The sequence below is a fragment of the Scytonema sp. PCC 10023 genome (genome assembly GCF_963920835.1).
Classification (GTDB): Bacteria; Cyanobacteriota; Cyanobacteriia; order Cyanobacteriales; family Nostocaceae; genus Kalymmatonema.
Map to the genome: position 1 here is coordinate 105523 of NZ_CAWUDP010000020.1, position 18909 is coordinate 124431.

Annotated in this window: 17 protein-coding genes and 1 pseudogene; 5 read left to right on the plus strand and 13 right to left on the minus strand. The window is 43.7% G+C overall.

Going from position 1 to position 18909, the window contains the following annotated elements; translation table 11 throughout:
• Positions 1–367: 367 nt before the first annotated feature.
• The 11 genes and pseudogenes from ACM0OZ_RS14580 to ACM0OZ_RS14630 all read right to left on the minus strand — a co-directional run bounded on the left by ACM0OZ_RS14580 (position 368) and on the right by ACM0OZ_RS14630 (position 10923).
• On the minus strand, positions 368–637 hold the full coding sequence (locus ACM0OZ_RS14580; protein WP_414583533.1) for a bacteriocin: 270 nt from the start codon (positions 635–637) through the stop codon (positions 368–370).
• A 779-nt stretch (positions 638–1416) separates the two neighbouring features.
• Positions 1417–1556 (minus strand): annotated as a pseudogene (locus ACM0OZ_RS14585) (ABC transporter ATP-binding protein); the annotation flags it as partial.
• A gap of 20 nt (positions 1557–1576) precedes the next feature.
• Positions 1577–3205: a mucoidy inhibitor MuiA family protein gene (locus ACM0OZ_RS14590; RefSeq protein WP_414583534.1), complete on the minus strand. Its 1629-nt coding sequence runs from the start codon at positions 3203–3205 to the stop codon at positions 1577–1579.
• Positions 3206–3240: 35 nt separating this feature from the next.
• On the minus strand, positions 3241–4824 hold the full coding sequence (locus tag ACM0OZ_RS14595; protein ID WP_414583535.1) for an ATP-binding protein: 1584 nt from the start codon (positions 4822–4824) through the stop codon (positions 3241–3243).
• 171 nt (positions 4825–4995) lie between these two features.
• Positions 4996–5934 (minus strand): LysR substrate-binding domain-containing protein, encoded by a 939-nt coding sequence (locus tag ACM0OZ_RS14600; RefSeq protein ID WP_414583536.1) that lies wholly within the window; start codon positions 5932–5934, stop codon positions 4996–4998.
• A gap of 369 nt (positions 5935–6303) precedes the next feature.
• Positions 6304–7071, minus strand: a complete 768-nt coding sequence (locus ACM0OZ_RS14605) for a carbon dioxide-concentrating mechanism protein (protein WP_414583537.1) — start codon at positions 7069–7071, stop codon at positions 6304–6306.
• 64 nt (positions 7072–7135) lie between these two features.
• The gene (locus tag ACM0OZ_RS14610; protein ID WP_414583538.1) at positions 7136–7849 is read right to left on the minus strand and encodes a transferase; all 714 of its coding nucleotides are present in this window, start codon (positions 7847–7849) and stop codon (positions 7136–7138) included.
• 97 nt (positions 7850–7946) lie between these two features.
• Positions 7947–9635 carry a ribulose bisphosphate carboxylase small subunit gene (locus ACM0OZ_RS14615; RefSeq protein WP_414583539.1) on the minus strand — a complete coding sequence of 563 codons (1689 nt, stop codon included), beginning with the start codon at positions 9633–9635 and terminating at the stop codon, positions 7947–7949.
• A 187-nt stretch (positions 9636–9822) separates the two neighbouring features.
• Entirely contained in the window at positions 9823–10125 is a 303-nt protein-coding gene (locus ACM0OZ_RS14620; protein WP_041040031.1) for a EutN/CcmL family microcompartment protein, read from the minus strand.
• Positions 10126–10134: 9 nt separating this feature from the next.
• Positions 10135–10479: a carbon dioxide-concentrating mechanism protein CcmK gene (locus tag ACM0OZ_RS14625; RefSeq protein ID WP_073627047.1), complete on the minus strand. Its 345-nt coding sequence runs from the start codon at positions 10477–10479 to the stop codon at positions 10135–10137.
• Positions 10480–10614: 135 nt separating this feature from the next.
• Positions 10615–10923, minus strand: a complete 309-nt coding sequence (locus ACM0OZ_RS14630; protein ID WP_041040035.1) for a carbon dioxide-concentrating mechanism protein CcmK — start codon at positions 10921–10923, stop codon at positions 10615–10617.
• Between the two features lie 635 nt (positions 10924–11558).
• Here ACM0OZ_RS14630 and ACM0OZ_RS14635 point away from each other — a divergent pair.
• The 5 genes from ACM0OZ_RS14635 (at position 11559) to ACM0OZ_RS14655 (ending at position 17237) form a co-directional block, all read left to right on the plus strand.
• Positions 11559–13415 (plus strand): NAD(P)H-quinone oxidoreductase subunit F, encoded by a 1857-nt coding sequence (locus ACM0OZ_RS14635; RefSeq protein WP_414583540.1) that lies wholly within the window; start codon positions 11559–11561, stop codon positions 13413–13415.
• Positions 13416–13445: 30 nt separating this feature from the next.
• Positions 13446–14945: an NADH-quinone oxidoreductase subunit M gene (locus tag ACM0OZ_RS14640; RefSeq protein ID WP_414583541.1), complete on the plus strand. Its 1500-nt coding sequence runs from the start codon at positions 13446–13448 to the stop codon at positions 14943–14945.
• Between the two features lie 153 nt (positions 14946–15098).
• The gene (locus ACM0OZ_RS14645; RefSeq protein WP_414583542.1) at positions 15099–16268 is read left to right on the plus strand and encodes a CO2 hydration protein; all 1170 of its coding nucleotides are present in this window, start codon (positions 15099–15101) and stop codon (positions 16266–16268) included.
• A gap of 567 nt (positions 16269–16835) precedes the next feature.
• Entirely contained in the window at positions 16836–17045 is a 210-nt protein-coding gene (locus ACM0OZ_RS14650) for a hypothetical protein (protein ID WP_414583543.1), read from the plus strand.
• 15 nt (positions 17046–17060) lie between these two features.
• Positions 17061–17237 carry a type II toxin-antitoxin system VapC family toxin gene (locus tag ACM0OZ_RS14655; RefSeq protein ID WP_414583544.1) on the plus strand — a complete coding sequence of 59 codons (177 nt, stop codon included), beginning with the start codon at positions 17061–17063 and terminating at the stop codon, positions 17235–17237.
• Between the two features lie 213 nt (positions 17238–17450).
• On the opposite strand, the gene map is transcribed toward ACM0OZ_RS14655, so the two are convergent.
• Positions 17451–18278 (minus strand): type I methionyl aminopeptidase, encoded by an 828-nt coding sequence (gene map / locus ACM0OZ_RS14660; protein ID WP_414583545.1) that lies wholly within the window; start codon positions 18276–18278, stop codon positions 17451–17453.
• A gap of 257 nt (positions 18279–18535) precedes the next feature.
• A complete protein-coding gene (locus tag ACM0OZ_RS14665) occupies positions 18536–18727 on the minus strand; it encodes a hypothetical protein (protein ID WP_414583546.1) in 192 nt (63 codons plus the stop codon).
• Positions 18728–18909: the final 182 nt, after the last annotated feature.

The following is an 18909-nucleotide window of genomic DNA, read 5'->3' on the forward strand; positions in this document are numbered from 1 at the left end:
CGGAGAGGGGACGTGAAGCGTAGCTTTACGGGGGGTGGGGTTCTTAGGAAATGATAAGTATTCAACCGGACTTGATATAACCAATAACTACTAACTATTTTGCCCCGATTTTTAATAGTGTTTTCAATACCACTCAACGACATAAGTAGATAGGTAGAAATAAACCGAACTATGTTAAGAAATGTAAAAGCCTCTAAAACCCTTACTAATGACCAATGACTAATGACTAAGGACTGCCTTAACGAGTTAACTTTATTTAGGTATTGGGTCACCCCGAAGTGGCAGTTGTGGTAGAGAAGTTTATCTCTGCTAACAGAACGGTGTGCATTTGATGTGCACTCCAACGCAGTCGACGATATAATGAACTTCAAATCCCCGGTATCGCCGGTAACATCGGCACCGCACCCCCGCCCGGTTCGCCCGGATCAGCAGGTACTGCAGGTATCGCAGGTAACGTTATGTCCACACTAATCTGTGCTTGACCGCCCACCACACTCTGCAGTTCGTTGTCCGAAAGTTCCTGCAGTTCGTTGTCAAGAAGATCGCTCGTTGCTGTTCCACCAAGCACAGCTGTGCTGCTGAGTTTGTTGTCTTTTTTATTGCGAAACCTAAAATTTTGCACCACCTTTAACCTCAACTCAGTTTCTCCCTAATTCTGGCACGCACACGAAAACCAACTACGGGTGTTTTTGATAGTCATCTAAAGCCTCGTGGGAGTGTGGAAACCGCGTACATTTATGTCGCGGAGGAAACACGACTCAGGCAGTTTTAACTGCCGTCAAACCTCTTTGAATACATTACCGCCTTGGGGTTACTTGATACCGGGTACTTTTGCAATGTACTTTCGTTCGGGCAATTACGAACTGATATCTTTCACCCTGTACGCATAATGTTTTGCTCATTTGAGTCTCCCTTTCGGGGTAATGTTAGCCTTGCCAATGTTATCGGTCGGTACTTTCACGCGCGACACTGTCTTACCCCTCGTAAAACTGTTTAATCGCTTGGTTGTAGAGCTACAAACTGGCTTCGTATTTGTAGGTACGAACTTTAACACTTATCGATAACGTAGTCCAGTTAAGGACTTAGGCGGGTCAACTAACCGAAATTTAGGGCTTGACGCCCCGTCACTTCAGTGCGGGGTGTTGACAAGTCTTAGAGATGATTGTTCTCACCTTATCACGTAGTATATATAGGATTCCTATTTGATTTTTGAAGTACACGTAGGGTGGGCAATGCTTACCAAAACCCAGATATAACCCAGATATAGTGCAATACCGTTCAGATAAGACCAGAATCCTTATCAGGAAGACAATGTAGAGACGCGCCATGGCGCGTCTCTACACACGTGAATTTTTACACATCAACCTTAACTGAACCGTATTGAGATATAGTGGGCATTGCCCACCCGAAAAATACTATTTTCTCCAACAGTACTAGACTCAGACGTTTCGCCAATTCTTGCAGTGATAACTTTTGACATCGTCTGCTAACAATCGCACTTCACCTTGAATGGGAGGTTGGATTCCAGCAAGCGATCGCAGTAAAGTTGACTTACCCAGTCAAAGCTGGCAATATGTCAAACATCTAAACCTACAACCGTTAACTCAGGCGGATGCTCAACAGTAAACTGGTAATATATCTCACGTATGGCGTGCGCTGGAAGAGTGAAAGCCCATTCCAATATTCCCATTTCACCAAGTTGAATTTGTGGGTTGCTACGGCTGAGGCGGACTTTAATTTGTTCGTTGCGGCTGACTGGTAATTGTTCAGTGAGTTTTAAATTTGCTTCTTGATTTTGTAAGTTCGTAATAACTATCTGATAACCATAAGTAATTTTCCGATTGTTGCCAATCAGTTTTTTGTCTACTTGACGTTCTACTAAATTACGCTCAATTTTCAAACCTTCGTCAATTCCTAAGTTAAGCGTGAATTCTTGCCCTGGTGCAACATTCTCTAATTGAGTGATGCCAACAAATGTATTATCTCGGAAAATATTTGCTTTCCCTGGTAACAAAGTCACTCCACTAGTACTATTTTTCACATTTGCTTGTAGATAAGCAAAGCTAAGAGAGCGCGGTACTGCTACATACTCAAAGCTACAAGGGAAATCATCATGAAAAATTGTCGTTTTATGAGGTGCGCCATCACTGGGAATGTTTCCGCCGCTACTCAGCTTAAAAGTGGCTGCACTTCCTTCTCTGGAAACTTCTGCAACAAGAGTTTCAGCAAGAACAAGATTTTCCTCTGGTTGTTCGGTGTCTATAGTAGTTTGATTTTCTCCACTAGCAGGAGCAGGCATAGCCACAGAAGCAACTTGTAGAGGCGATAATCTTCGCATACGCGTTAACTCTAGCGGGCGTAGTACGTCAATATACCAAGGTTCCAATTTAGGTGGTAGAATTCCCAGCCCTGGTTTAGCGGTAGAAAGGGTAAGAGATACATCTGTCCAATCTTCACCAGTATTTTGGGTAACTTCAGCAAGATAGGCAAGGTTGATACAATTACTACTCGTACTTGCCTGCAAGTCATACAGCGGAGTCCAACTGGCAGAACTAACCACGTAAGAGACTTCTAGCTCAAAGTTTCCAGCACCTCCAGGCTCAATTGCCACACTCAAGCTAAAACTTTCTTTAGGATGGGGTGTTTGTATCTGTTGTAACTGCTGACGCAGGACTTGTAGCTGCTTGTCTAATTCCTGCTGTTGGACTTTGTACTCTGCTGTGGAAATAGCATACTCGCTGTACTGGCTTCCTAGAAAATTGAGAAAATCCAAAGTCTCGCTCAGGCTAAGATTTTTACGCGACAGACTCTGTGCAAAGGGTTCTTCTGTCTTTTCACGCAAGCCTTCAATAAACTTTGACTGCAAAGCCAAAGCATCGATTTGCGCTTGCAGAAGGTTCCATTCTGCTTCTAATTGCTCGATTTGCCTTGTCAGATGGATCAGCCGTTCGGCGGAGGGTTCGGTGGAGAAAACCCGTTCTGTACTCACTCCCAGCAAGCGCACTGCGACTTCACCTGTACCGCTCACCCTGACTGACTCAGTTTCTATGGTGGCTGGGATTTGGGTAATTTCTAATTCTCGTTCCAGTCCGGTTAGCGCTATAATACCCCGTCGGTTCACAAGGGCTTGGTCAGTATACACCGTAACAGCCACAATTTCGGTTTCTACTGTTTTTCGCACAGGTAGTACTTCCGGGTTAGTCACTGCCAGTCGTCTCCGATTATGAATGCTTTTGCTGGTTATTTAATAGTAAAGTAGAACGTCGCCCCTCGACCGACAGCCGCCTCTACCCAAATGCGTCCTCCATGTTTATGGATAATGCGTTGTACTGATGCCAAGCCTACACCTGTACCGGGAAACTCATTGTCGGAGTGTAAGCGCTGGAAGGGGCGGAACAGTTTATCGGCGCGCTTCATGTCGAAGCCAGCACCATTATCCCGCACGTAGAAAACTGAGGAACTATTTTTTTCTTTTTTGACGCCAAACTCGATGCGTGCTTGTTCAACTTTGGCAGAATACTTCCAGGCGTTGGACAGTAAGTTTTCCAGCATCACGCGCAGCAGAACTCGGTCTCCATTCACCGTTAGTTCTTGTGCAACGTGTGTTTCCACTTGACGATTTGCTTCAACAGCCTTGAGATGAGATAAAATTTCCTGAGCTATGCGGCTAAGGTCAACTGTTTCTCGCTTGAGTTCTACCTGTGTCAGCTTGTGCAAAGACAGCATGGCATCAATTTGCGTGTTCATACCTTTTGCGGAGGTAGACACGCGGTTCAGGTATTGCTTTGCCTGCTCGTCGAGTTGGTTGTTGTATTTCATCTGCAAAAGCTCACTGAAGCCTATAATGCTCCTGAGAGGCGATCGCAAGTCATGAGAAATGGTATAGGAAAAAGCTTCCAATTCCTGGTTTGCGGCTTCTAGCTCAGATGTTCTCTGCCGCACGCGTTGTTCTAGTTCGCTGTACACCTGAACGTTTTCCATTGCTACGGACGTGCTGTCAGCCAAAGCTTGGATCAGGTGTACCTCCTCTGGGGTAGGAGCGTGTTTTTCAGCCCAGTAATTGCCAATAGCGCCAATAGGTGCTTCCTTACGGATTGGCACCATGACCAAGCTTTTGATAAAAGTTGGTTCATATGCTTCAATTGGGATGCGCTCATCACCGTACACATCCTCAATGATGGCTTGCTGTCGGTTCAGCATACACCAACCACCCATACAGATGTCAATTGGAAAGCGGCGACCTTTCCACAAGGGCTGGATAGCGTTTTCCTCAGCGTAGTAGCACATATTGCCTTCACGCAGGACAAAGGTTGCTCCATCAGCGCCCGTTAGTTCTCGTGCTGCACGACGTACTATAGCTGTAATCTCATCTAAATTACGTGCAAGCGAGAGTTCCTGAACAACAGTCACCAAGAGTTCCATCGCCTGGTTGTAGCGCTCTAGCTGCTGACATGAAGAACGTTCAAGAGCATATCGAGCCATGAGTGGCAATCGCCACAATTGCTCTTTAGAAATGTAGTCGAAAGCACCCATACCTAAGTATGCTGTGGCTTCCTTCTCATTGACATTCCCAGAAACAAAGATGAAGGGAACTTTGGGGTACTTTTGATGAGCAATCTCAAAGGCAGAACCCCCAGAAAACCCTCCAACTCCATTTTCTGAAACGATTAAATCAAAACCACCTCGTTCAATAGCACTGATGTACTCACTGCCCGTCTTAACTACCTCTGCTACTACCTCCCAGCCATCCTTAACCAGCACACGCTCAATCCGATGCGCGTCAAAGACATTGTCTTCAAGATGGAGAATGGCTAGAGCGTTCATAATTCAAATCCAAAAGCAGATTGTCTACTGCTGGTGAAAATGATTCTATAAAAGATTTTCTAAATGATAGTTCTACCTGGCTTGAAAATAGAACTCAGAACTCAGGATGCAGAACGCAGAAGAAAAAATAAATTTTCATCTGTCCTGATCTACGCAGTTCATGATGGCTATTTAACTATTGTCCTCTACTTGGAAAAAACTAGAACCTGCGGTTTGATGAGCAAATTGCTTTGCTGCCTCCAGTAAATAGTCAAAATAGGTACGAGCAACAATAGATAGCTGTTTTCCAGATGGGTAAACCATGTACCAATTGCGTGGAATCGGAAAGTGTTCGACATCCAAAATGCTTATATCCTGAACATCGGTAATTAATGTATGTCGAGATAAAACTGAAATTCCTAAACCACCTGCAATTGCTTGCTTAATCGCCTCGTTACTCCCTAATTCTAGCTTAACCTTGACCACGACTTCATGCTCATCGAATAATTTCTGTACCGCTCGCCGCGTTCCTGAACCTGGTTCCCGCATAATGAAAGGTTCATCAGCAAGACGTTGAATGGGGATATTTTTTTCCTTGGCAAGCGGATGATTAAGCGGTGCCAAAACGACCAAGGGATTTTCTAAAAATGGCTGGCAATTGACATCTAGATGTTCAGGAACTTGGCTCATGATATACAAGTCATCCATATTGCCGCTCATGCGTTCCAAAATACCTTCATGATTTGTCACTTGCAGGGCGATATCAATTCCTGGGTAAAGTTGGCAAAACCGACCTAATAAACGTGGAATGAAATATTTAGCAGTCGTAATCACTGCCAAGCGTAATTGCCCTTGCTTTAACCCTTTTAAATCTGCCACTTTCATTTCAAATTGGGCAATTGTGTCGAAAATCTGCCGACAAGTGGCAAAGAGTTCCCGTCCCGCTTCCGTAAGATAGAGACGCTTTCCTACCTGCTCAAATAACGGCAACCCTACTGATTTCGTCAGTTGCTTAATTTGCATCGAAACAGTGGGTTGGGTAAGAAAGAGTTCCTCTGCGGCGCGAGTAAAGCTACCGTGACGTGCCGCCGCCTCGAACACCTTCAACTGGTGCAGCGTCGCTTGATTCAAGGGTTATTCTCCTCTAATAGGCATTCTATAGATATAGTCTAGTATCACGGAACACTTGAAATTGATGTAGTTTTGCTTATGTAAAAGTTACAAGTGACAGATAATAGATAAAAATCTATTAATCCTATTAGAAAAATGGTATTTTACTTATCAATATGAAAAGTTATGATTCAAAAAAGCAACAACAGCGTAAGATACCTTCCAGCCAAGGTGACACACCTTGATGGTGGACGACTCAGGTTAAGAGTTATGAGTTATGAGTTATGAGTTATGAGTATTTACTTTTAACTCCTCAACGCCAGTTTGCTTAAGGTCGGCAGCCTCCGTATGCAACTGGCTCCTCTTAACTCCTAACTTTTTTTGTCTCAATCATTCTTCGCTCATTTTTAGAGGTAACCTGGTTAAATCGGGTAATTGCACGAGTTCTGTTTCTGCGACTTGCTCCTTGATATTCACTGGCAAGTTTAACGGTTGACGTTCTTCTATCCAGCAACTTGCTACTGGCAAGGTTTGCTCCAATTCATCCAGCGGTCTTGGAATTACCATCACTGCGTTTAATTCCCCAATGCGTTCTGCCTCGTACATACCAGCTTCCACTGCCACCGCTACATTTGCCACGGAGCCACGAATAATGGCTGTACACAAACCCGCACCAATTTTTTCGTACGCTGCTAATTGAACATCGGCAGCTTTCAGCATCGCATCAGCAGCTCCCACCAACGCCGGAAATCCCCGCGTTTCTACCAAACCAATTGCCTGATCGCTCAGACGGTTGTAGCTATTTTCAGCAAGTGCGCTGAGGCGACTGTTGATAGGCAGCACGGCTTCCAAGTTGGGATAAGGTCGGGGAATCACCAAACTAGAAACTAACTGACCAAATTGTTCAGCAGTTTGAACGCCAGATTCTACCGCCAGACGCACATCGGCGATCGCACCTCTGATAATAGCAGTACAGTGACCACCGCCAATTTTTTCATATCCAATCAGGTGAACTCCAGCTGTCTTGAGCATCATATCCGCTGTACCAACCATTGCTGGAAAACTACAGGTAGACACTAATCCCAAAGCACTGTCCTTAAAAATATCTCGACGGCGGGATGCCTGTTCACTTAGAAACCGTTGATTGTAAGCCTCCATTCAAATTCTCCAGGATACTCAATTGTTAGTTGCTCTTTAAAGTTAACAACTTAACAATGAAAACTTATTCAGACTGACCGTCAGATGTAGGTTTGCTCAAGGATTGCTTATGGGGAAACAATGTAACCAACAGCTTTTGTATGCTTTGTTGCCCGTAAATGTGAGTACTGATTTGTGAGTCCTGAGGGGGGGATGAGGGAGATGGGGGAGATGAGGGAGATGAGGGAGATGGGGGAGATGAGGGAGATGGGGGAGGTGGGGAAGACTTGGGAATGAATTCTTCCTGCTGTTGTGTTTGTCCCCCACTCCCCAAGTCTTTTTGTCTGCCTGTCCCATTTTCCGACTTTGTATTACTAGAAGCAAGGTCATTTGTGGAGAGTTCAGGCTGTTTTGTTTCATTGGTTGGTTTAGGAGATTCAGTTAGGCGCCGACTCGAATCTCCGAAAACAGAGCCAGCAGGAACGACTTGTCCAGGTTCAACAGAACAATTGAAAATTGTTGTCGCTGCCCCTATACAAGCATTTGCCCCTATTTTGCCTTGACCAACCATCAAAAGACCGGCTCCCAGGTTTGCTCCTGCTTCTACTTCTAAGGTTCCTTCATGGACTTGGAGAATTGACCCCATACCAACACAGACCCCTGAACCGATGATTATTTTGCTATTTGGAGCCGCTTGGAGTATCACACCTGGTGCAAGTACTGCACTGGGATGAATTATCACCTCGCCACTTATGTAAGAATCAAAGTCATAACTTGGGCGCAGTGGCGGCACAGACATGGGATGTAACCTCGGAAGCCGGAATTATGTAAAGAGTGAAGAAACAACACTGAAGAAAGAATCAAGAAAAAATTCTTCTTCTATCTTCTATCTTTCTTCACGGACGTTGAATAATTGTTTCAAGTACGCGACGCTTAGCTTTCGGGTCAATACCAATGAGCCGCACGTATTCGTCTTGGTATTCAGCAAGGTAGCCTTCTAATGCTGCTGCTGCTTGTTGTGCAGAACGAGCTTCAATTTGTCCGCAACTCGCCCACGAACCTGTACGGAACCGTCGCTGGTCTACGTGTTCTGCGCTAATTTTATAGCCACTGTTTATGAGTTGCTGTAGCTGTTCTACTACCTCGGAACTTAAGCGGGTACTGGTCGCTGATGCCTTTGCAGAATAAGTTGCAGCAGGCGCACTAGCTACTACGGACTTAGAACTGCCAGATGAACTGCTAGATGAACTGACAGAACCGTTGGGGCGTTGAATAATGCTTTCTAACACCCGCCGTTTTGCCTTGCGGTCAATACCAATCAAGCGTACGTACTCGCCTTGATGATTTTCCAGGCACTCTTCCAACGCAGCAATAACTTCTCTTGGAGAAGTTGATTCAATTGGCTGGCAACTTTGCCAGGAACCTGTACGGAAGCGACGCTCATCTACGTGTTCTGAACCAATTTTGTAACCACCTGCCAGCAGCTGGTTCACTTGGTCTAGAGTTTCGGCACTAAGTTTGCCACTGCCACTACCATTACTGTAACTATGAGCGTTACCATTCCCGTTGTAGCTTTTATTTGTTTGGTTGGTAGGAGCTTTGAAGTTTGCTGGTGCTTGCACCGCCCCATCTGGACGTTGGATGATGGTTTCTAGGACGCGCCGTCTGCCTTTGTCAATGCCAAATAAACGAACGTACTCGCCCGAGTGTTCCTGAAGACAACCTTCCAAAGATGCGATCGCCTCACCAACCGATCTCGCTTCTATTGGTGTGCAACTCTGCCAAGAGCCAGTGCGGAACCGCCGTTGATCTACGTGTTCTGTACCAATTTTATAGCCTTGATCCAACAGATAGCGTAATTGCTCTACTGTTTCAGCACCCAACCTACTGCTCGCCACGTCATTACTCCTTTCTAACTCTTCAAACTCAAACCCATTACCGTTGCTTGTATAAGATTTCGTTAACTCATCCCGAATAGTTTTTATACATTTACTATCCGCAGCACACAGATAACCCGATCGCAACGCCTGATTAATCCCAATCACATGATGAGCAAATTGCTTATCCTGCGCCTGCACATCTGGCAGACGGTCAGCTTGTTGTTGATTAGTAATTATTGCTCCAGAAGGTACGTATTTTCCCGGTGGAATTTCCACATCTTGAATCAGAGCGTGCATCATCACGATGCAACCTGCTCCCACCCTAGCGTTAAACACTGTGGAGCGAAAGCCTATAAAACAGTTGTCTCCAACATAAGCTGGTCCATGAATCAGAGCCATATGGGTAATGGATGCATTGCTGCCAATCCATACCGAGTATTCATTTTGGTTATCGCCAATAACTCGACCTTGCTCCAGCCCATGTACGACAACACCATCTTGTAAATTGGTGCTTTCACCTATATGAAAGGGTGTGCCTTCATCCGCTCTAATCGAAGTCCCCGGAGCAACGATTACATTTGCGCCTATCTCTACATCCCCAATAACGTTGGAAAAAGGATGTATAAATGCGGTTTCATGGATTTTTGGCTCAGCTAAACTCCTTGACCACGGGGTTGGGGGTGCCGCCGTGCTGCGGACTGCCATCGCTAGATTCCTCCTCTATTGCACTGCTTGTCATTTGTGAAACCAGTTCTGTGCCTCCTGGGCGTGAACCTTCGCTAACGCGCCCTGCCGCAGGCAAGTGCCATAGGCGGGTTTCCCAACTAGGGAACTGGCTAACCCGTGAGGATCATTTGTCCAGAACTAGTAACAAATGACTCATAACAAATGACTATCTATACTGGTCTTTTTTGCTGTAAATCAGGCGGTCTTTGACATTAACTGTATCAATTATTGCCACCACCGCTGCGTCTACTGGACGCTGTTCGTTACCCAGAACTTGACGGGCGGCACTACCACGACTCACAAGTACCCACTCATCCACTCCCGCACCAACATTATCGGCTGCTACCTCGTATTCTGGCAGAATACGTCCTTCTTCATCGACTAATTGCAAGAGCAGTAGTTTCACACCTCTAAGACTTGGGTCTTTTTGAGTGCTAACTACTGTGCCGCGAACTTTGGCAATGTGCATTATTACAAATTATGGTCTTCTGTCATAGGGACGAATTGCGTTCACATTCTCCCGGAACTGTTCCACATCTTCTGTATAACGAATTGGCAGCACGTATTCCAGGTTTTCGTGAGGACGAGCAATGATATGGGTAGACAACACTTGTCCGCCGTTGACTCGCTTCACTGATTCAACTCCAGCACCAACTGAAGCTTGTACTTCCGAAACGTCTCCCCGCACAATCACTGTAACCCGACCGCTACCAATTTTTTCGTAGCCGACTAAAGTCACGCGCGCTGCTTTCACCATCGCATCTGCTGCTTCTACGACCGCCGGAAACCCCAAAGTTTCCACCATTCCTACTGCAATTGACATGAGTTTTAATCCTCAGCTTCCAAGATTATTAAACACAAAACTTAGCCACAAGAGTTTCAGATTTTCACATCTGCCAAGCTTAAAGCTGCCCCTGCTTATAGCTTGATTCATTCAGAAATCTAAAATCTAAAATTGTTAAGTGCGGAACTGATCCACAGCTTCGGTGTAACGAATTGGCAATACGTATTCTAAGTTCTCATGAGGACGAGCAATGATGTGAGTGGACAATACCTCTCCACCATTGACTCTTCTGGCTGCTTCCACTCCAGCGGCAACTGAAGCTTGTACTTCAGAAACGTCTCCCCGAACAATCACAGTCACCCGAGCGCTACCGATTTTTTCATACCCGACTAGGGTGACGCGAGCGGCTTTCACCATCGCATCAGCAGCTTCTACTACCGCCGGAAACCCTTTTGTTTCAATCATTCCAACTGCAATTGGCATCGCAGAACTCCCACAAAATTATTGAAATATGTACCGTCTTGGAAAATTTTTGACGAGGATGCTCATCTTGAGCTGCAAAAGCATTTCCTAATTAAGCATAGAAAAGCTTTGCGCCCCTGACAATATAAATTACCATAATAGTTTATAATAAAATAAATTAAAAAACCTTAACATCATTTGATAAAGGTGATTTTACTCAACCGAACTTCACAGATCCCTGGAGCAGCCACTTCTGGTTTATAATTTTTTTATTACATTTGCTCAAACAGCTTCAAAAAGGCAGAATTTCTGCCTTTAGAGGAATGGCTAAAAACTCAAGGAGTGATGGCACAGTAGTCTTTCCTCCTTTTTTGCTATTTGTGCAAAAAAATGCTGAATAAATATATAATTTTTTATTATCTACCTTATAAACGGAGGTTTTTAAGTTAGTAATTTATGGTCTTCAATTAAAGACCAGTAAAGCTCAGAAAATAATAGTTTCTGGAATATATTATATTTGTTTTGCCTTTGCGAGCCAGAAAAATGAAAGAAGATTATTTAAATAATCTAATTTCAATTGTTCAAGTTAGTTCAGACAAAATAATTTCATAAAATGAAAAAAAAATCTTGATAGTAAGCCATTAAGGAATATTTAAATGAATCAGTTGCTGTTCTCAACAAGTTGGTGGATACCTTTTTATGGATTAATAGGTGCGCTTCTCACCTTGCCGTGGGCAATCGGATTAATTCGGCGCACAGGACCAAGACCAGCTGCTTATTTCAACTGGTTAACAACCGTTTTCGCTTTTGTCCATAGCGTGTTTATATTTATTGATATTTGGGATAGAGAACCAGAAAATTTCTTAATTACCTGGTTTAAAGCTGCGGATTTTGACCTATCCATTGCTTTAGAAGTCTCGCCAATCAGTGTTGGAGCAACAGTTTTAATTACAGGGTTAAGTTTACTCGCACAAACTTACGCCCTTGGTTATATGGAAAAGGACTGGGCTTTAGCGCGTTTCTTTGCGCTGATGGGATTTTTTGAAGCAGCGCTGAGTGGATTAGCCATTAGTGACTCTCTATTTCTCAGCTATGCCCTTTTGGAAACGCTGACTCTTTCCACTTACTTGCTGGTGGGCTTCTGGTATGCTCAACCGTTAGTGGTTACAGCAGCGCGAGATGCATTTCTCACTAAGCGAGTGGGAGACTTGTTGCTGCTGATGGCAGTTGTGACACTTTCCACCATAGCAGGCAGCTTGAACTTTTCCGACTTATATGAATGGGCGCAGACGGCAAACTTAAGTCCGACGGTATCAGCTTTACTAGGTTTAGCACTGATAGCAGGACCTGCGGGGAAGTGCGCTCAATTTCCGCTGCATCTGTGGTTAGATGAGGCGATGGAAGGTCCCAACCCAGCTTCAGTGATGCGAAACTCTCTGGTGGTTGCTGGTGGAGCGTATCTGCTATTTAAACTACAACCAATATTAGCGCTATCGCCAGTCGCATTAAATGCTTTGATAATCATGGGTACGGTGACAGCAGTCGGTGCATCGTTAGTGTCGCTCGCCCAAATTGACATTAAACGAGCGCTTTCTCATTCCACCAGTGCATACATGGGATTAGCGTTTTTGGCGGTAGGGATGGAGCAAGGAGGAGTTGCTCTGATGTTGCTGCTAGCTCATGCAATTGCCAAAGCACTATTATTCATGAGTTCTGGTTCAGTCATATTTACGACTAACACTCAAGATTTAACAGAAATGGGCGGTTTGTGGTCAAAGATGCCAGCAACCACCACAGCGTTTGTTGTCGGTGCGGGTGGAATGGTAACGCTGCTGCCATTGGGAAGCTTTTGGGCAATGTTAGGATGGGCTGATGGCTTGGCATTGGTTAGCCCTTGGGTAGTTGCCGTCTTAGTGCTGGTCAATGGTTTAACGGCATTGAATTTGACACGCCTATTTCGCTTAATATTTTGGGGTACACCGCAACCAAAGACCCGCCGCACCCCAGAAGTTGGTTGGCAGATGGCATTGCCAATGGTATCCCTGACTGTAATAACTTTGTTATTACCTCTGATGTTGCAACAATGGTATCTACTACCTGATTGGGAAAGTATAAATTGGATAGTAGTAGGGTTGTTAGTATCCTCCACAGTGCTGGGGATAGGCATAGGGTCTAACATCTATTTGCACAAGGCTTGGTCGAGATCCACAGTCCTTGCCTGGAGATTCTTGCAAGACTTGTTGGGTTATAACTTTTACATTGATCGACTCTACCGAGTGACGGTAGTGAGTGCCGTCGCGCTGCTTTCTAAAATTTCTGCTTGGAGCGATCGCTTTGTTGTTGATGGTCTCATTAACTTAGTTGGGTTTGCAGCAATTTTCGGTGGACAAACCTTGAAGTACAGCGTTTCCGGTCGCTCTCAAGGATACCTATTGACCATTCTTGTAGGCATCAGCGTCTTAGGTTTTTTCATTAGTTGGTCATTGGGCTTGCTGAATAAATTTCCGTTTTAGTCTCCTTGTTCCCCTTCGCCCTGTTTATCTATGCTCAGTGCTTTGCTTTTGGTGCCGTTGCTAGGTGCGGCTTTCATCAGTTTCTTGCCTGGCATCTCCCCAAAACTTTCCCGTGGAGTTGCTTTGGTCGTTGCGAGTATCGCCTTCTTATGGACTGCGGTGCTTTCAAGCCAGTTTGACCCTGGGGAAGTCAGTCAACAGTTTAGCGAATTCTTTCCTTGGGTAGATGCTTTAGGATTGAGTTATCACCTGGGACTAGATGGTTTGTCACTACCTTTGTTGCTTTTAAATGGGTTGTTGACTTGCATCGCCATCTACAGCACCGATGAAAATATTGCCCGTCCTCGATTTTATTACTCTTTGCTCCTGCTGTTAAATGCTGGGGTGACTGGCGCTTTCATGGCACAGGATTTACTGCTGTTTTTCCTGTTTTACGAGATAGAACTGATTCCCCTATATTTTTTGATTGCTATTTGGGGTGGTGAAAAGCGGGGCTATGCAGCGACTAAATTTCTGATTTACACCGCTGTTTCTGGGATTATCATTTTGGCAAGTTTTCTTGGCATAGTTTGGCTGAGTGGTGCTTCTACCTTTGCTCTAGACGCCTTGAATACCAAGTCTCTGTCTTTGGAAACACAGATATTACTGCTAGTAGGAATTTTAATTGGTTTTGGCATCAAAATTCCCCTAGTTCCCTTCCATACTTGGCTACCAGATGCTCACGTCGAGGCATCGACACCGATTTCAGTGTTGTTGGCTGGAGTACTGTTGAAGTTAGGAACCTATGGTTTACTGCGGTTTGGGATGAACTTGTTGCCCGAAGCTTGGAGTTATTTGGCTCCCGCTTTAGCAACGTGGGCGGTGGTGAGCGTGCTTTATGGTGCATCTTGTGCGATCGCCCAAACAGATATGAAAAAAATGGTGGCATATAGTTCGATTGGACACATGGGCTATGTGCTTTTAGCTGCGGCTGCTGGAACACCTCTCAGCGTGTTGGGAGGCATCATGGAAATGATTAGCCACGGCTTGATTTCTGCCCTGCTGTTTTTACTTGTGGGGGTTGTGTATAAAAAAGCAGGAAGCCGCGATTTAAATGTTCTCCAGGGACTTCTCAACCCAGAACGCGGTATGCCCGTAATTGGAAGCTTGATGGTTTTGGGAGTGATGGCAAGTGCTGGTATACCGGGAATGATTGGATTTATTGCCGAATTCATCGTTTTTCGCGGTAGTTTCGCAGTTTATCCGGTACAGACTTTGCTCAGCATGATTGGTACAGGCTTAACCGCTGTTTACTTCTTAATTCTGATGAATCGTGCCTTTTTTGGGCGCTTGTCTGCACAAGTCATTAACTTGCCACGCGTATCTTGGGCAGATCGTACACCTGCGGTGGTTTTAGCTGTGCTGATTGTGATTTTTGGTATCCAACCCAATTGGTTAGTACGTTGGACAGAACCAACAATGACAGCGATGGTTAACACGCCAAACCCTGTAGCAACGGTGTCTTTGGTTAAGGCAAAAGGCAAAACTTAGACAGCTTTGGCTTGTCCAACAAAGTCCATCTACGCGGACTTTAACCATTTTGAAACCCACGTAGGTGGGTTTCGTCTGTGTCGGTGCATCTGGCACAGGTACAAAATATTAGTAAAAAACTTTTACTCAACAATGACTTTCGGAGAAATGGCAATGGTAAACATCCAAAATAAGCCTATTAACTATCCATTAGGTGAGTATATTGAGCGACTAGAATCAGGAGGAGCATTACTTCCTGATACCCCAGAAAATTTGTTAGAAGTTGTCGGCATTCTCAAAAGCTATGGAGTTGTTTTAGATGCTTACTCAAAAAATCTGATATACATGGCTGAGCATCAATTTTTAGTGTTCTTTCCGTTTTTTAAATATTTTAACGGAGACTTTTCTTTTAAAAAACTACTACGGCATTGGTGGCATGACAGAATAAATTTTGAATATGCCGAGTATTGCATGAAATCAATGATGTGGCATGGTGGAGGTGGGTTAGATAAATATCTCGATTCAACAGAATTTCAAGAAAGAGCGCAAGCTGTTATCAAAGCAAAATTTAAAAACAATCCCATTATAATGGGAGTTAATCAACTATTTCCTGATTTCTTAACTGAACAGTTGCGAGTCAGTGCTTACACAACTGGTTTAGGTCAATTTTGGCGGGTGATGGCTGATATTTTCCTCACTTTATCAGACCGTTACGATCAAGGAGAAATCAAATCTATTCCTGATGTTGTAGACCATATCAAAGCAGGTTTAGTAGCAGATGCCAGTAAGCCAATTACCTACTCTGTGAAAATTCGGGATAAAGTTTACGATATCATTCCTAAATCTGTAGGCTTAACATTCCTTGCAGACACAGCAATACCTTATGTAGAAGCAGTTTTCTTCCGGGGAACGCCATTTCATGGCACAGTTTCATATAATGCTAAAGCATATCAAATTCCCCCCGATCAATCTCGATTTCAATATGGCGCTTTGTATGCTGATCCATTACCAATTGGCGGGGCGGGTATTCCTCCTACTTTGTTGATGCAGGATATGCGTCATTATCTTCCAGATTATTTGCACGAAGTTTATCGTCGCACTCGTCGGGGAGAAGATGATTTGCGGGTACAAATTTGTATCAGTTTCCAAAAATCGATGTTTTGTGTCACCACAGCGACGATTTTAGGACTGATGCCAAATCCGTTGGATACTCAAGATCCAGATGAGCAAAAAGCCAATCAAGTGTTTATGCAAAAGTGGCTTGATAGGTTAAAAACTTCGCGGTTGGAAGATGTGAACGAGCAGCCTAATTTTTGTCTTGTGGCATTGCCAAAGTCGGTTTAAGAAATTTCTTGCAAATTATTGCAAAAATTGGTTTAGGGCTATTTGGAACCGCAGATAAACGCAGATAAACGCAGAGAATTTATAACGCAACTCAATTGAATGAACTAATTATTTATCTGTGTCCATCTGTGTCCATCTGTGGTTCATTATTTTTTTCTGTACCTTACAAGGGTTGCAAACCGCTATACCTGTGTGCATCTGTGTGAATCTATGGTTTAATATTTCAAAAAATTGACTTTTGCATAAGGTCTATTGTAGACAAAGTACAATTTTTTAAGAGGCACAATAGAGTTAGCCCCAGTAACCATTGTTAAAATTATCTAAGTTAAAATTATCTGAAATTAAAGAAAACAGGAGATACAAAAATCAGTACAAAAGAAAAAATCCAAGCAGAAATTGACAACCTTGACGAAAAACATCTTGATGAGCTATATCTCATCAAAAACTTTACCCAATCTAAACAAAGCTCACAGAAACCAAGCTTCATGTCTAAACTAAAACAGATTAAGATTGATGCACCAGAAGATTTTGCTGCCAATCTTGATTTATATGTAAGTGGGAAAAAAGGTGTCGAATAAAGTATTTGTTGACACTTTATTTGTTGTAGCCTTGATTAACCAGCGTGACCAGTATCACCAAAAAGCCTACGAATTAGCCGACAAATTGGAAGGATACTCTTTAATCACAACTGACGCTGTATTGCTGGAAATTGGTAACGCTTTAGCACGAAATTATAAAGACAAAGCGGTTGAAATCATTGAGCAGTTTTTTTCTTGAGAAGAAGTAGAAATTGTGCGGCTTACTCCACAAATATTCGAGCAAGCGTTTATACTCTACAAAACGTACCAAGATAAAGCATGGGGTTTGGTTGATTGCATTTCATTTGTAGTCATGCAAGCACAAGTGACTCAAGCTTTGACTTTTGATCAGCATTTTGTACAAGCAGGCTTTCAAGCATTAATGAAGTGAAGATAATATAGCGCTTGAGTGTTGAGTGCAATACATCAAGAAATAAGAACCACAGATGGACACAGATGGACACAGATAAATTTGTACTTCATTGAAACGAAAAGCGCTATATATAGCAGTCTGCCCTTGGATTTGTGAAAAAACAAGACCCCCGACTTCTTTAAGAAGTCGGGGGTCTGAAGAACTCAATTTTCAATGATAAATTTACATCATTTAAACTTTCGAGCGATCTGTCAAAATTTCGTATCCCGTCTCTGTCACCAACACAGTATGCTCAAACTGAGCGGATAGAGAATTATCCACCGTCACAGCTGTCCAACGGTCAGACAAGGTGCGTGTATACTTAGAACCAGCATTCAAAATTGGCTCAATTGCCAGCGTCATCCCCGCACGCAGTTTTACATTTGGCATTTCGCGGGTGCGGAAGTTGAAAACTGAAGGTTCTTCATGCAGGTTACGACCAACACCGTGTCCGGTAAAGTCCTGTACTACACTAAACTTATTTGCCTTCACATGGTCTTCAATTGCTCCAGCAATATCCATCAGGTAGTTTCCTGCTTTCACCTGTTCAATGCCTTTGAAAAGAGCTTCTTCTGCTACGCGAATCAGTCTTGCAGCTTCTGGGGTGACTTCGCCCACAGCAATTGTAATGCAAGAATCACCATGAAAGCCTTGGTAATATGCGCCGGTATCGACTTTTAAGACATCTCCAGCGCGGATGACTTTTTTGGCAGTAGGAATGCCATGTACAACTTCATTGTTGATGCTGGAGCAGATAGAACCAGGAAAACCGTGATATCCTTTAAAGCTAGGTGTTGCATCCATCTCCCGGATGCGTCTCTCCGCATGAGCATCCAAATCAGCTGTGGTCATACCTGGCTTTACCAGCTCGGAAATTTCTTTGAGGACGGTTGCCACTATTTTTCCTGATTGCCGCATAATTTCAATTTCACGCGGCGATTTGATTTCAATTCCTCGGCGTTGCTTTTTTTGAGGCTTGTTTTGAGCTGGTTGAGAAAGCAGGTTACTAAGAATGTTCATGGGAAATTAATGAATATCTGTGCCTTGTCGCTTGTATATCAATAGTTCTTTTAACTTTAGTTCTTCTAACTTGTTGAGAAACAATACCTATATTTAAGTTAACTTATTTTTTGCCAAAAGCTGTCTTATAAAGCTTAAGAGTACTTAAATTGCACTCTAGCGGCAATACATCCAGTTTGCAGTCTTAAAAAAATTTGAATTTTGCACTGTTAATGACTTGTGATAATTTATATCAAGTTCTGATAATTACTGATAATTCAAAAATTTTTATCGTAAATTAAAGGGTCTAAGACCCCTACGTTTATACGTAGTACGCCAGATGTCTCAAGTCGGGAAACCATGAAGGCAGAGCCGGCACGAGGGAAACCCTCCCGCAGTGCTGCCTCACCACGACACTGGCTCCTCACTTTCAGTTGGGGTTTAAATTCCCAACTGAAAGTGTCTTTCATTTTGAATTTTGAATGAGCGAATGAGCGAATTGTTAAGTCCCCGCGTTTGCGTTTCCGACCAAACCTGATATTATCCAGTCATACCCCATCACTGTAGTTCCACGCTTTTTTACTACTGTAGAGACGTGGTATTGAAATAAGTTGCATAAAGTATTAGCAAACATTAGCAAGCAATAGCAGAT